The organism is Leptothrix sp. (in: b-proteobacteria), assembly GCF_965250675.1.
Lineage (GTDB): Bacteria > Pseudomonadota > Gammaproteobacteria > Burkholderiales > Burkholderiaceae_C > Sphaerotilus.
In genome coordinates, this window is record NZ_CBDFPH010000002.1 from 22,442 (window position 1) to 36,392 (window position 13,951).

The following is a 13,951-nucleotide window of genomic DNA, read 5'->3' on the forward strand; positions in this document are numbered from 1 at the left end:
CCTCAGCCCACGGCCTTCCAGCGCAGCTTGCGGTAGATGGTGTTGCGGCTGATGCCCAGGCGCTTGGCCGCGACCGAGATGTTGCCGCCGGCGGCATCCACCGCGCGCTGGATGCTCTGCAGTTCGATGTCCTCGAGCGAGCCCTCCATGCCGCTGGGCGCGGCGGGCCCGGCTTCAGGCACCGCCGGCATGGAAACCGGCATGGCCACGGGCAAGGAGACCACTGTGGCACCGGCGCTCACCGGCAGTTCACGCGCCAGCGGTGCGGCGTCCACAGGCCCCTGTCGCGCGGCAGTCATGGCGTGGCGGGCATCTTCCAGGAAGTCATCCGACAGGTGGTCGCGGGTGATGACACGCTCGCGCGCGGCCATCACGCAGGCGGTGCGCAGCACGTTGAAGAGCTGGCGCACATTGCCTGGCCACTGGTAGGCCTGCAGCAGGCTCACCACCTCGCTGCTGAGTTGCGGCTGCTGGCCGGGCGCGGTGGCGCATTCGCGCTCCAGGATGCGCTGCACCAGCGCCATCAGGTCGGTGCGCTCACGCAGCGGCGGCAGGCGCACGGCCAGGCCGTTGAGGCGGTAGTAGAGGTCTTCGCGGAAGGTCTTCTGCTCGATCATCTCGCGCAGGTTGCGGTGGGTGGCGCAGACCAGCGTCACGTCGACCGCCACCGCCTTGGCGCTGCCCAGCGGCGTGACCTGACGCTCCTGCAGCACGCGCAGCAGGTGGGCCTGCAGGGCGAGCGGCATGTCGCCGATCTCATCCAGAAACAGCGTGCCGCCATTGGCCTGCACGATCTTGCCGACCGCGCCCTTGCGGCGTGCGCCAGTGAAGGCGCCCTCCTCGTAGCCGAACAGTTCGGCCTCGATCAGCGTCTCGGGGATGGACGCGCAGTTGACCGCCACGAAGGGCTGGCGGGCGCGCTGCGAATCCTGGTGGATGGCGCGCGCCAGCAACTCCTTGCCGGTGCCGGTTTCGCCCAGCACCAGGATCGGAATGTCGCGGTCGAGCACGCGGCGGATCTTGTCGACCACCGCGCCCACCTGCGCGTCCCCGGTGGTGAGGCTGGCGAGGCCGGTCTTGGCGGCAGGCGGCGCGGCGGCCAAGGTGGGCGCGGGGGCATTCGACGCGATCTCCGGTCGTGTCTCCACCCCGGCGGCCTTGTTGCTGGCGGCTTCTGCCGCCTCTGCCGCTGCGGTGGCCGGATCAAGCGCCAGGCCGCCGTTCATTCCATGCCAGACCGGCCAGTTGAAACGGGCGTAGACGTGGAACTGGCGGCCGTTGCCCATCTCCACCGGCAGCGGCGCGGCCAGCGGCGAGCGGAAGCGGTCGACCAGCGCCGGCACGGTGGTGCCGAACAGCGAGGTGATGCTGTGCATGCGCAGCGCCGCGCCGCTCATGCCGAGCTGCTCCAGCGCGCCACGGTTGGCGCCCACCAGCTTGCCGTCCTGGCTGACGGCCAGGATGCCCTCCATCAGCGTGCCGATGAACTCTACCCGGCTGTGGAAATGCAGGCGCATGACGTTGCGGTAGTCGTCGGTGAGCCAGTGGTTCTCGATCATGCGGGCCGACATCTTCACCAGCCCCATGGTGTGCTGGTGGTAGCTGCGCTGGTCGGCCGAGACATCGAGCACGCCGAGGATGTTGCCGCGCGGGTCGAGGATGGGCGCGGCCGAGCACGTCAGGAAGTGGTTGGCGTGCATGTAGTGCTCGTCGGCATGGACGAGCGTGGGCACTTCCTCGATCAGCGCGGTGCCCACCGCATTGGTGCCCTTGCTCTGCTCGGACCAGTTGGCGCCGGGCGCGAGCGCGACCTTGGCGGCGCGGCCCAGGAAGTCATCGTCGCCGATCGAATGCAGGATGGTGCCGATGGCGTCGGTCAGCACCACCATGTTGCCGCTGTTGACGATCTGCTCGAACAGCATCTCCATCACCGGCGCGGCGTGGGCGTAGAGACGCTGGTTGCGGTCGCGCACCACCGACAGGTCGGAGCGGCCCAGCGGCGAGAAGTCCGGCCGCTCGATGCGCGACAGGCCCAGCGCCTGGCAGCGCTCATGCGACTGGTCGATCTTCTCGACGTGCGCGCCCCCCAGCGGCAAGGCCGCGGCAATCGGGCGGCGGCCTTCGTCCTGCGGGTTGCGTGACCGGCTGGCAGCGGGCGATGCGAACGGCGACGAGGTGTAGGTGGACGAGGGCATGTGGGGTCTCCAGCCAGGCCGTCGAGCGACCTGATCTTGTCGATCTTGTGGATCGGGCTTGTAAGTGAGTGCGGAGCATGTGCCTCCAAGCAGCGTTGCACCAGTCGGGAACTGCCCTTGGTTGTCTCATTTTTGAACAGTTGGCGCACCGGAAGGCCCGCGCAAGAGACAGTTCCTGGCCATTCAGCCCCGGACAGACCCGCAAGAGCGGCCCGGCTTTTTGCCCCGAAACCGGCGAAAACCTGCGTTTCCGACCGTGTTCAGGACATGGCACGCACGTTGCAGGGACACGGTTGTTTATTGCGATGACTCAACATTCTGATTGACGGAGACAAGACTCATGACACGTGGCGACCTTTGGCGTTCTGCCGTGCTGGCCCTGGCCTGCGCAACCCTTGGCAACTGGGCTGCGGCCCATGGCGATGTCACCCCGCAGGCGGTGGACACGCGTGAACTGCCCCAGCTGGGCGAGGAATGGCGGGCAGAAAACCCCTTCCGCGCCAACGACAAGGCCATCCTGATCGGTGGCTCGGCCTACAACCAGAACTGTGCCCGCTGCCACGGCCTGGAAGCGATCTCGGGCGGCATTGCGCCCGACCTGCGCAAGCTCGACAACGACTGCAGCAACGTCAAGATCGCGGCCAAGAAGGCCGCCTGCGTCAAGGAAGTCGACGACTACTACGCCAGCAGCGTGCGGCGCGGCAAGGTGCGCAACGGCGCGGTCTACATGCCGCCGTTCGAGGGCACGCTGTCGCAGGAAGCCGTCTGGGCCATCAAGTCCTATCTGGAAACGCGGCGCGAAAAGCCGCTCTGACCCCGGAGCACGCCATGTCCCATGACACCCCCCATGACACCCTGGCTTCATTGCCGCAGCAGCCCGCCCCCCTGACCGCACGCCGGCGCTTCCTGCGCCAGGCCGGCACGGTAGGCCTGGTGGGCGGACTGGGCAGCTTTGCCCCGTTGCTGCAGGCGCAGAAATCATCGGCCAAGGACGACAGCGAACCCAGCGTGATGGAGCGCATCCGCGCGCGGGGCCGCCTGACGGTCGGGCTCTACAACGATCTGCCGCCGTTTCACGTCGACGGCCGAGGCATCGAGGTGGAAGTGGCCAAGGCGCTGGCCCAGGCGCTGGGCGTGCAGGCGTCGATCCTGCCGTTCGCGGCGGGCGAGAACATGAACGACGACCTGCGCAACATGGTTTGGCGCGGCCACTACCTGGGCTGGGGTCCGGCCGACGTGATGCTGCACGTGCCGGTCGACCGACCGCTGATGGACGCCAATCCACGCGTGCAGATCTTCGGGCCCTACTGGCGAGAAACGGTCATGATGGCGCGCGACCTGAGCCGCGTGCCCACGCTGGACGGGCTGGACTCGCTGCGCGGCCAGAAAATCGCCGCACCCGGCATGACGCTGGCGGGCTGGCTGATGATCGGCGCCGAAGGCGGCGCGCTCAAGGAGCAACTCGTCACCAAGATCGACGGTGGCGTGCAGGCCGCGCAGATGCTGATGCGCGGCGAGGTGGCTGCAGCCTGCGGCATGCGATCGGAGTTGCTGTCGACCCTCAAGGGCGACCCGCGCTACGCCGTCACGCCGCTGCCGATTCCACGCGCCCCGCGCGATGGCTGGGCCGTGGGCATGGCGGTCAAGAAAGAATCGACCGAGCTGGCCCATGCGCTGCAGGCCGCCGTCAACGACCTGGCCGAGCGCGGCGAGTTCAGGCGCATGTTTGCCACGGCGTCGCTGGACTGGCAGCGGGTATAGCCCGGCCGGGGGTTTGTCGGCGGCGCGCTCGTGGCGCCGCCGATAATCACCCGCATGGAAAGTTATGACGTTGTCGTGGTCGGTGCGGGAGCAGCCGGCCTTTTTTGTGCGGGTGTGGCGGGTCAGCGCGGCCTGAAGGTGCTGCTGCTCGACCACGCGCCCAAGGTGGCCGAGAAAATCCGCATCTCGGGCGGCGGGCGCTGCAACTTCACCAACCGCGAGGCCACGCCGGCGCAGTTCCTGTCGGCCAACCCGCACTACTGCCGCTCGGCACTGGCGCGCTACGGCGCGGGCGATTTCATCGACCTGGTCAAGCGCCACGGCATCGCCTTCCACGAAAAGCACAAGGGCCAGCTGTTCTGCGACCACAGCGCAGAAGACATCATCAAGATGCTGCTGGCCGAGTGCGCCGCCGGCGGCGTGACGCACCGCCAGCCGTGCAAGGTGCACGAGGTGCGCCACACCGACGCGGGCCATGAACTCGACACCGACGCCGGCCCGGTGCGCACCGCGCAACTGGTGATCGCCACCGGCGGCCTGCCGGTGCCCAAGATCGGTGCCACCGATTGGGGCCTGCGACTGGCACGCAACAGCGGTCACCGCATCGTCGACACCAAGCCTGCGCTGGTGCCATTGACCTTCGACGCGGCCAGCTGGGCATCCTTCGTGGCGCTGGCAGGGCTGGCGCTGCCGGTGCAGATCAGCACCGGCAAAGGCAAGCAGCGCACGCTGTTTGCCGAAGACCTGCTGTTCACGCACCGGGGCCTGAGCGGGCCGGCGGTGCTGCAGATTTCGAGCTTCTGGCAGGCCGGCACGCCGCTGCAGATTGATCTGGGCAATGGCGTCGACTTGGCCGAGCGCCTGCTGGTGCTCAAACAGAGCAGCCGCCGCCAGTTGAGCAATGAGCTCGCGCAGCTGCTGCCCAGCCGTCTGGCAGAAACCTGGCTGGAACGCTGCACCGCGCCAGCCCAGCGCCCCATGCCCGACCAGCGCGACCGCGACCTGCAGCAGCTAGCCGACAGCCTGGCGCAATGGCAACTCACGCCCAGCGGCACCGAGGGCTGGAACAAGGCCGAAGTCATGGCCGGCGGCGTCGACACCCGCGACCTCAGCTCCCAGACCATGGAGAGCCGCAAGGTGCGCGGCCTCTACTTCATCGGCGAGGTGGTGGACGTGACCGGCTGGCTGGGCGGCTACAACTTCCAGTGGGCCTGGGCCAGCGGCCACGCCTGTGCACAGGCGCTGGAGCAAATGCCTGAAAATGCTGTTTCAGCCTGATATAATCTTTGGCTCTGCTAGCAAAGACGCCTGATCGAGTTGGTGGATTGACAAGGAAATAAATACGTTTCTCTTGTCAGGGGTACCGGATTCCCCACACCGGCCATCGAGGGCATAACCGAAGGATCCTTCAGTTCATGACGACCATCCGTGTCAAAGAAAACGAGCCGTTTGACGTTGCACTGCGCCGCTTCAAGCGCACCATCGAAAAGCTGGGCCTGCTGACCGACTTGCGCGCACGCGAGTTCTACGAGAAGCCCACCGCTGAGCGCAAGCGCAAGAAGGCTGCGGCCGTCAAGCGTCACTACAAGCGCGTGCGTTCGATGCAGCTGCCCAAGAAGCTGTACTGAACCGGGCATCAAACCCCACTCACACCCCGGTGTGAAGTTCAAGTGCACAAAGCCCGCGCGGGACGCCGCTGCGGGCTTTTTCCGTTCAGAAATCCAGATTCGCACGACAAGGAATTCATCATGAGCCTGAAAGACCAGATCACCGAAGAAATGAAGGCCGCCATGCGCGCCAAGGACACCGAGCGCCTGGGCACCATCCGCCTGCTGCTGGCAGCGATCAAGCAACGTGAGGTCGATGAGCGCATCGTGCTTGATGACGCCATGGTCGTGGCCATCGTCGACAAGCTCATCAAGCAGCGCAAGGACTCGATCGACCAGTTCGGCAAGGCCGGCCGTGACGACCTCGTGGCCAAGGAAACCGCCGAGTTGCTGGTGCTGGAAACCTACCTGCCCGCGCGCCTGAGCGAGGCCGAAGTCAACGCCGCCATCGCCGGCATCGTGGCCGAACTGGGTGCCAAAGGCCCCGGCGATATGGGCAAGGTGATGGGTGCCGCCAAGCAACGCCTGGCTGGCAACGCCGACATGTCGCTGGTGTCTGCCGCCGTCAAGCGCGCGCTGCAGCCCTAAGGTTCAACCTCAGTTTCTGACCTCACTTTCGGAGTCGGCCATGGAAAGCACCCTGCCCTTGCGCGCCCTCACGCCTGAACTCAGCGTGGCGCCGCAACTCGATCCCGCCGCGATGGCGCAAGTGGCCGCTGCGGGTTTTCGCAGCGTGATCAACAACCGGCCCGACTTCGAAGGTGGTCCCGACCAGCCCACCAGCGCCGCTGTGGAAGCGGCTGCCATCGCCGCCGGCCTGAGCTATGTCCATCTGCCGGTGGCCGGCGGCTACCAAAGCCCCGAGGAAATCGCCGCGTTCGGCCAACTGCTGAAAGACCTGCCCGCGCCGGTGCTGGCGTTCTGCCGCAGTGGCGCGCGCTCGACCCGGCTGTTCGTGAGCGCCTGCTCGCCGGGCTGATCGGTCAGGTCCATCTACCAGCCAGCGGCCAGCCCATCCCGACGCGGATCGCTGGCCGCCACATAGCCTTCGGTGGCGGGGTCCCCCAGCCGCCAGATGAACTGGCCGGCGCCAAAGTCCTGGTAGCTGTCGGCGATCACCTCCAGCCGGTGGCCGCGCTGCACCAGGCCTTGCACGGTGGCCGGGGCCATGGCGGCTTCGACATTCAACTCCAGTCCGGCGTTGTAGCGCCAGCGCGGCGCGTCGCACGCAGCTTGCGGGTTCTGGTGGTGATCGAGCATGCGCACCAGGGTCTGCACATGGCCTTGCGGCTGCATGTTGGCGCCCATGACGCCAAAGCTCATCACCGGTTGACCGTCGCGGGTCAGAAACGCTGGAATGATGGTGTGGAACGGCCGCTTGTCCGGCGCCACGGCGTTGATGCTGTTGGGGTTCAGGCTGAAGGCGTGGCCGCGGTTCTGCAGGCTCAGGCCGTATTCCGGCAGCACCACGCCCGAGCCGAAGCCCATGTAGTTGCTCTGGATGAAGCTGACCATCATGCCGCGCTCATCCGCCGCCGTCAGGTAGATCGTGCCGCCCTTGACCGGGTTGCCGGCGCCGAAATCCTGCGCCCGATGTGGGTCGATCAGCCTGGCGCGCTCGGCCAGGTAGGCCGGGTCGAGCAGCCGTTCGGCCGTCACCTCCATCGCGCCGGGCTCGGCCACGTAGCGGTAGACGTCGGCAAAGGCGAGCTTCATGGCCTCGATCTGCAGGTGCTGGCTCTCGGCGCTGTCGACGGGCAAGGACGCCAGATCAAAGTGCTGCAGCAGGCCGAGCGCGATCAGCGCGGCGATGCCCTGGCCGTTGGGCGGAATCTCGTGCAGCGTGTGGCCGCGGTAGTCCTGGCCGATGGGCGTGACCCACTCCGGGCGGTAGCGCGCCAGGTCGGCGGCCTTCATTGAGCCGCCCTGCGCGGCAGCAGCCCGCTCCAGCGCCAACGCGATCTCGCCTTCGTAGAACGCAGCGCCGCGCGTGGCGCCGATGGCGCGAAGGGCGTGTGCGGCGCCGGGCATCGTGAAGCGCTCACCCACATGAGGCGCGCGGCCCCGCGGCAGAAACACATCGGCAAAGCCCGGCTGGGCGATCAGGTCGGGCACCTGCGCGGCAGCAGCCCACTTCTGCTGCACCACCACCGGCACGGCGTAGCCGCGCTCGGCGATCTCGGCCGCAGGCGCCATCAGGTCGGCAAACGGCAGGCGGCCGAAGCGCTCGGACAAAGCCACCCACGCCGCCACCGCACCCGGCACGGTGACGCTGTCCCAGCCGCGCGCTGGCGGGTTCTGTGTGCCGTCGCCGTACTTGCGCCGGAAATAGGCCGTGTCCCACGCCGCCGGCGCCCGCCCGGAAGCATTCAGGCCATGCAGCTGCTGGCCGTCCCACAGGATGCAGAAGGCGTCCGAACCGAGGCCGTTGCTGCACGGCTCGACCACCGTCATGACCGCTGCCGCCGTGATGGCCGCGTCGACCGCATTGCCGCCCTGCTGCAAGGCGCGCAAGCCGGCTTGCGCGGCCAGCGGGTGCGAGGTGGTAACGACATTGCGCGCAAACACCGGCAGGCGGGCGCTGGCGTAAGGGGCGGCGTAGTCAAAGCGCATGGGACATCCTTATTGACCTTAATGAGAATGCACGGAAGCCAGCACCGTGGCGTGCAGCTTGCGCACGCCCCACCACACCGCCACGGCAATCACCGGCACGGCCAAGGCCACCATCACGTCGGGCGACACCGGCGCGCCGGCGGCCTTCAAACCCTTGGCCAGATAACCGACCAGCCCGGCGCCGTAGTAGGTGATGGCCGCCACCGACAGGCCTTCCACCGCGCTCTGCAGCAGCAGTTGCGCCTCCTGGCGGCGGTTCATGGCGTCGAGCAGCGCCTGGCTGCTGAGCTGCTGGGCGACTTCGACCCGGGTGCGCAGCAGGTTGCTGGCGCGCGAGATGCGCTCGGACAGCGCCTGCAGCCGCCGTGCCGCCGCCGAGCAGGTCTGCATGCCCGGCAGCAGCCGGCGCTCCATGAACTCGCCCAGGCTCTGCAGGCCAAGCAGGCGCTGCTCGCGCAGTTCGGCAATGCGGCGCTGCACCAGCTCCCAGTAAGCGGTGGTGGCGGCAAAGCGCGAGTGGGTGCGGGCGTAGAGGCCTTCGACCCGCGCGGCCTGCTCGCTCAGGCGGCGCAGCAGCTCGGGCTCCTCGGCCTGCTGCGCGGTGCGGATCGACTCGGCCACCTCGGCCAGGTCACGCTCGGCGCTGGCCAGCGTGGCGCCCACTTCGCGCGCCGCCGGCAGGCCGAGCAAGGCCATCATGCGGTAGGTTTCGATCTCGATGGCGCGCTGCACCGCGCGGCCCAGCCGTCGCTCGCTCATGTCGTCGACGACGACCAGCCAGCGCGCAAAGCCGTCGGCGTGCAGGCGGAAGTCGGTGTAGATCTCGGCCTGACCGTCCATCACGCGGCTGGCGACCAGGCTGTCGTCGGCCAGGTGGCTGCGCACCAGCGCGGGCACGCCGTCGTCGTGCAGCGCCAGCTGATCGCGCGGCACCACCAGCAGGTGCATGCCGATCAGCCATTGGCCGGGCAGCGCGTGCAGCCAGTCGTGCGGCACGTCGGCCAGCGCGACCTTGTCGAAGCCGTGCGGCAACTCGGTCAGCGGCTTGACGAAGGTGGCGGTGTGGAACTCGGTGTGGCGTTCCCAGCGCAGGCGCAGCGAGCCCAGATCGACGCTCAGGTGGTTGGCGTCCGTGCCGGCCTGCGGCAGGTGGCGGCGGCGCAGCAGCTCGTTCAGGTGCTCGCGCGCCTGGCTCACCTCCTGGCCCACCCAGCCGATGTGGGTGATGGCCAGCGGTGCCTCCAGGCGCTCTTGCGGGCGGGCGTGAACTTCGTTGTGCAGCGTCTCGCGCCACGGGTGCATGGTGTGCATCCGGTTTCTTTCCAGGTATTGGGCTTGTCGGGCTTCAGCCGGCCAGCGGCTCGGCCAGATAGCGGGTCACGCGCGGCACGTCACCATCGCGATGGAAGGCCAGCCGGCGCTCGCGCAGGCCGATGTCGGCGGCGGTGAAGCGCTCGAGACGGCGCTGGTGCTCGATCCAGCTCTCGTCGACGAAGTATTCGATGTAGCGCCCCGGCACTGCCGTGTCGCGGAACAGCCCCCACGACAGCGCGCCCTGGCGCAGCCGGGCGCGGCGGGTTTCCTGCATCACGGCATGGAAGTCGGCCGACTGATCCGGGTTGATGAGGTATTCGACCGTCACCATCACCGGGCCGTGTTCGGGCTCGAACTGGATCGCCGGAGCGGGTACGGGCGTGGCCGGCACCGGGCGAAGGTCTTCGTCGCCCTCGCCGCCCAGGCGCAGGCGGTGGGTGACGATGAGCAGCAGCGGCCCGAGCGCCGCCGCGCAGATCAGCGCGGTCGGAATGTCGCTGCGGTCGGCCACCTGACCCCACAGTGCGGCGCCAGCGGCCGAGCCACCCATCAGCGCCATCTGATACGTGGACATGCCACGCGCCCGCACCCAGTTGGGCAGCGCCAGTTGCGCCGACATGGTCATGGTGTTGGCCACGCTGATCCAGGCCATGCCGGCGACCACCATCGCCAGCGCGGCCAGCCACAGCGCCGGCGCAAACGCCACCGCCAGCGTCATGGCCGCCACGATCAGCGTGCCCCACACGGCGATCTGGTCGCGGCTGATGCGCTCGCGCAGCTGCGGCACTGTCAGCGCCGCCGCCACCGCGCCCACCCCCATCGACGACACCAGCAGCGTGAAGCTGCCCGCGCCACCACCGAAGCGCTTCGCCACCAGCGGCAGCAGCGCCGTCAGCGCGGTGCTCTGCAGAAAGAACAGGAAGACGCGCACCAGCACCGCCTTCATGCGCGGGCTTTGCATCACGTGCTGCACGCCCACGCGCATGGCGCCCAGGAAACGCTCGCCGGGCAAGGCGCTGACCTTGGGCTCGCTCTTCCAGCGCAGCACCTGCACGAAGGCCACCAGCGACAGCAGCGCGTTCAGCACGAACACTGCCGCGCTGCCAGCGGCGGCCAGCAGCGCGCCGGCAAAGATCGGCCCGATGACGCGCGAGAGGTTCATCGCCAGCGCCTGCAGCGCCAGCGCGCCCGAGAGGCGCTCGCGCGGCACGATGTCGGGCACGATGGCGGCAAACACCGGCCAGCGCATCGCCAGGCCGATGCCGTTGGCGAAGGTCAGCGCCAGCAGCAGCGGTGCACTCAGGCCATCGGTCAGGCTCAGCACTGCCAGCAGCACCGCCACACTGGCCACCCACAGCTGGGTGGAGGCAAACCAGCGCCGCCGGTCGACGATGTCGGCCAGTGCCCCGCTGGGCAGACCGAGCAGGAACACCGGCAGGGTTGAGGCGGCCGACACCAGCGCCACCATCACCGCGCTGTCGGTCAACTGCGTCATCAGCCAGGCAGCTGCGACGTCGTTCATCCACATCGTCAGGTTGGCGGCCAGCCAGGCCAGCCACAGCATGCGGAAGACCGGCAGCGTCAGCGCCTGCAGGGTGGGTGGAAGGCGATCGACCAGCGGCTTTGAACTCATGTGCGGTGCATTCTAGGCAGAGCTTCGTGCTGGAGGCGTCCACAAACGACTCGCCCCACCGAAGTGGGGCGAGCAACTGGCAGCGGATTCGTCCAAGGGGCTCATTCACTGAGCCTCTTGGTGCCGGGCATCAAGGCATCAGGCCTCTTCCTGGAAGGCCTCTTCGCGCTTGTTGCGGATCGACGGCAGCATCACCACCACGATCATCAGCACGGAGGCAATCAGCAGGCCGGCCGACAGCGGCCGCGTCATGAAGGTACTCCATTCACCGCGCGACAGCAGCAGGGCGCGGCGCAGGTTCTCCTCCATCATCGGCCCGAGGATGAAGCCCAGCAGCAGCGGCGCCGGCTCGCAGCCGAGCTTGTAGAACACATACCCCACCACCGCAAACAGCGCGCCCATGTAGACGTCGAAGTTGTTGTTGTTGAGCGTGTACAGGCCGATGGAGCAGAACACCACGATGGCCGGGAACAGGAAACGGTAGGGCACCGTCAGCAGCTTGATCCAGATACCGATCAGCGGCAGGTTCAGGATCACCAGCATCAGGTTGCCGACCCACATCGAGGCGATCAGGCCCCAGAACAGCTCGGGGTTGGCCGTCATCACCTGCGGGCCGGGCTGGATGCCCTTGATCGTCATGGCGCCCACCATCAGCGCCATCACGGCGTTGGGCGGGATGCCCAGCGTCAGCATCGGGATGAAACTGGTCTGCGCGCCGGCGTTGTTGGCGGCCTCGGGGCCGGCCACGCCGCGGATGTTGCCCTGGCCGAACGGCACCTCGCCGGCACGGCCTCGGGTCTTCTTCTCGATCGTGTAGGCCGCAAACGACGCCAGCAGCGCACCGCCGCCCGGCAGCACACCCAGGATCGAACCGAGTGCCGTACCGCGCAGCACGGCGGGCGCGGCATCCTTGAAGTCCTGGCGGGTCGGCCACAGGCCCTTGACGTCCTTGGTAAACACCTCGCGATGCTCGGCAGGACGGCCCAGGTTGGCAATGATCTCGCCGAAGCCGAACACGCCCATGGCGATCGTCACGAAGCCGATGCCGTCGGTGAGCTCAGGGATATCGAAGCTGTAGCGCGGCACGCCCGACATCACGTCGGTGTTGATCTGGCCCAGCAGCAGGCCGATCAGGATCATCGAGATCGCCTTGACCAGCGAGCCCGACGCCAGCACCACCGCGCCGATCAGGCCCAGCACCATCAGGCTGAAGTACTCGGCCGGGCCGAACTTGAAGGCCAGCTCGGTCAGCGGCGGCGCGAACGCAGCAATGATCACCGTACCGACGCAGCCGGCAAAGAACGAGCCCAGGCCCGCTGCAGCGAGCGCCGGGCCGGCGCGGCCCTTGCGCGCCATCTGGTAGCCGTCCAGCGCCGTCACCACCGACGAGGCCTCGCCCGGCACGTTGATCAGGATGGCGGTGGTCGAGCCACCGTATTGCGCGCCGTAATAGATGCCTGCCAGCATGATCAGCGCGGGCGTGGCGTCGAGCGAATAGATGCTGGGCAGCAGCATCGCGATGGTGGCCACCGGCCCCAGGCCCGGCAGCACGCCGATCAGGGTGCCGAGCACCGCGCCGCCAAAGGCATACAGCAGGTTGGCGACGGTGAAGGCCGTCTGAAAGCCGATGCCGAGGTTATGTATCAGATCCATGGAGATGTCCTCAAGCAGCCAGGAAGGTGGGCCAGACGGGCAACGTCAGGCTCAGGCCCTTGACGAACACGGCCCAGGAGAGCGCGGTCAGAACGGCCGCATTGAGCAGGGCATCCTTCCAGCTGAATTCGTCGCTCGCCGTCGACACCAGAATCACCAGCAGCGGCAGTGTGATCAGCAGCCCCAGGCGCGGCAGGCCCAGGCCGAACAGCACCAGCGAGCCCACGATCACCAGCAGCGGCCGCCATGACCAGGCACCGATCGGTTCGCCATCGTCGGTTTCCACCGTGAGCGACTTGAACAGCACCACGGTCCCCAGCAGCGCCAGCAACAAGCCCAGTCCCAGGGGGAAATAACCAGGGCCCGGCCGGGCCGAGCTGCCGAAGCTGTAGCTCACGGCGCCCCAGGCGAAACCTGCGCCCATGGCCATGAACATCAGCCCCGACCAGAAATCCTTCTGACTTTTGATCTGCACTCGCGTCTCCTCGTTTTTGTGAGTGACGCGATTCTAGGAAGCGCCTCCCGGCGCACAGGTGTGGATTCCACTTAGCGTGGAACCCTTGGGCCTCAGGCTTGAAGCGCTTTCTTGCGCCGTGCCATGAACCCCAGCACCCCCAGACCCGCCATCAGCATGGCGTAGGACTCGGGCTCGGGCACAGCGGTGACGTTGAAGGTGCCACCGAGCGACGCAATCGCAGTGTCATTGGTGAAGCCGCTGTACCAGAGCTTGTAGGTACCGCTCGCCACGTTGTTGAACGAGAAATCCCATACCAGCGCACCCGGCATTTCATGTCCAGCCACCGACGCGACCTTGGCAGATGACGAGAGCGAACCAGCACCTTCAGTCAGGTAAATCAACATGTCCAGGCTGTCAGGGCCCTGCATGCCGCCATAACCGGAGAAGGTCAGATCGCCGGAGAGCGAGGACGCTGTCAGCAAGTCGAACGCCTCACCACCAAAAACAAACTCACCGGGCTCAGCAAAACCACCCCGATACGGCACGCTTTCCGCCTGCGCACCCATTGATACTGCTGCCAACACGGCCGTCACAGCGGCTAATTTGATAAAAATCACGGTAACTCCCTCAATGGCAGCAACAAATACCCACATCGGGATTCTGCCAAGCCGCCATTATTTGTTTCCGATTTTTACCTTCTCAGTACAAACACCAATCC

The 13,951-nt window shown here is 67.4% G+C and carries 13 protein-coding genes; 6 read left to right on the forward strand and 7 right to left on the reverse strand.

All coding sequences use genetic code 11. From position 1 onward, the window contains the following. Positions 1-2 precede the first annotated feature (2 nt). Positions 3-2,195 carry a sigma-54-dependent Fis family transcriptional regulator gene (locus AC5IG3_RS04260; RefSeq protein WP_491905068.1) on the reverse strand — a complete coding sequence of 731 codons (2,193 nt, stop codon included), beginning with the start codon at positions 2,193-2,195 and terminating at the stop codon, positions 3-5. A 340-nt stretch (positions 2,196-2,535) separates the two neighbouring features. On the opposite strand from AC5IG3_RS04260, the gene pedF reads away from it, so the two are divergent. From pedF to AC5IG3_RS04290, 6 genes are all read left to right on the forward strand, one after another. Then, positions 2,536-3,009 carry a cytochrome c-550 PedF gene (gene pedF, locus AC5IG3_RS04265; RefSeq protein ID WP_491905069.1) on the forward strand — a complete coding sequence of 158 codons (474 nt, stop codon included), beginning with the start codon at positions 2,536-2,538 and terminating at the stop codon, positions 3,007-3,009. 14 nt (positions 3,010-3,023) lie between these two features. Next, complete coding sequence (locus AC5IG3_RS04270; protein ID WP_491905070.1) at positions 3,024-3,956, forward strand: substrate-binding periplasmic protein; 933 nt, start codon at positions 3,024-3,026, stop codon at positions 3,954-3,956. Between the two features lie 54 nt (positions 3,957-4,010). Further along, complete coding sequence (locus AC5IG3_RS04275) at positions 4,011-5,234, forward strand: BaiN/RdsA family NAD(P)/FAD-dependent oxidoreductase (RefSeq protein ID WP_491905071.1); 1,224 nt, start codon at positions 4,011-4,013, stop codon at positions 5,232-5,234. Positions 5,235-5,371: 137 nt separating this feature from the next. Next, entirely contained in the window at positions 5,372-5,584 is a 213-nt protein-coding gene (gene rpsU / locus AC5IG3_RS04280) for a 30S ribosomal protein S21 (protein WP_007833691.1), read from the forward strand. Positions 5,585-5,704: 120 nt separating this feature from the next. Next, positions 5,705-6,151 carry a GatB/YqeY domain-containing protein gene (locus tag AC5IG3_RS04285; RefSeq protein WP_491905072.1) on the forward strand — a complete coding sequence of 149 codons (447 nt, stop codon included), beginning with the start codon at positions 5,705-5,707 and terminating at the stop codon, positions 6,149-6,151. A gap of 40 nt (positions 6,152-6,191) precedes the next feature. Beyond that, the gene (locus tag AC5IG3_RS04290; protein ID WP_491905073.1) at positions 6,192-6,542 is read left to right on the forward strand and encodes a protein tyrosine phosphatase family protein; all 351 of its coding nucleotides are present in this window, start codon (positions 6,192-6,194) and stop codon (positions 6,540-6,542) included. 14 nt (positions 6,543-6,556) lie between these two features. Here AC5IG3_RS04290 and AC5IG3_RS04295 read toward each other — a convergent pair whose 3' ends face one another. From AC5IG3_RS04295 to AC5IG3_RS04320, 6 genes are all read right to left on the reverse strand, one after another. Next, positions 6,557-8,176 carry a gamma-glutamyltransferase family protein gene (locus AC5IG3_RS04295; protein WP_491905074.1) on the reverse strand — a complete coding sequence of 540 codons (1,620 nt, stop codon included), beginning with the start codon at positions 8,174-8,176 and terminating at the stop codon, positions 6,557-6,559. Positions 8,177-8,194: 18 nt separating this feature from the next. Beyond that, the gene (locus AC5IG3_RS04300; protein WP_491905075.1) at positions 8,195-9,487 is read right to left on the reverse strand and encodes a DUF3422 family protein; all 1,293 of its coding nucleotides are present in this window, start codon (positions 9,485-9,487) and stop codon (positions 8,195-8,197) included. Positions 9,488-9,521: 34 nt separating this feature from the next. Continuing rightward, positions 9,522-11,123: an MFS transporter gene (locus AC5IG3_RS04305; RefSeq protein WP_491905076.1), complete on the reverse strand. Its 1,602-nt coding sequence runs from the start codon at positions 11,121-11,123 to the stop codon at positions 9,522-9,524. A gap of 138 nt (positions 11,124-11,261) precedes the next feature. Then, positions 11,262-12,776 carry a tripartite tricarboxylate transporter permease gene (locus AC5IG3_RS04310; protein ID WP_491905077.1) on the reverse strand — a complete coding sequence of 505 codons (1,515 nt, stop codon included), beginning with the start codon at positions 12,774-12,776 and terminating at the stop codon, positions 11,262-11,264. A 10-nt stretch (positions 12,777-12,786) separates the two neighbouring features. Beyond that, positions 12,787-13,251: a tripartite tricarboxylate transporter TctB family protein gene (locus AC5IG3_RS04315; protein WP_491905078.1), complete on the reverse strand. Its 465-nt coding sequence runs from the start codon at positions 13,249-13,251 to the stop codon at positions 12,787-12,789. Positions 13,252-13,343: 92 nt separating this feature from the next. Beyond that, positions 13,344-13,886, reverse strand: coding sequence for an FxDxF family PEP-CTERM protein (locus AC5IG3_RS04320; protein WP_491905079.1), 543 nt, complete (start codon positions 13,884-13,886; stop codon positions 13,344-13,346). Positions 13,887-13,951 lie beyond the last annotated feature (65 nt).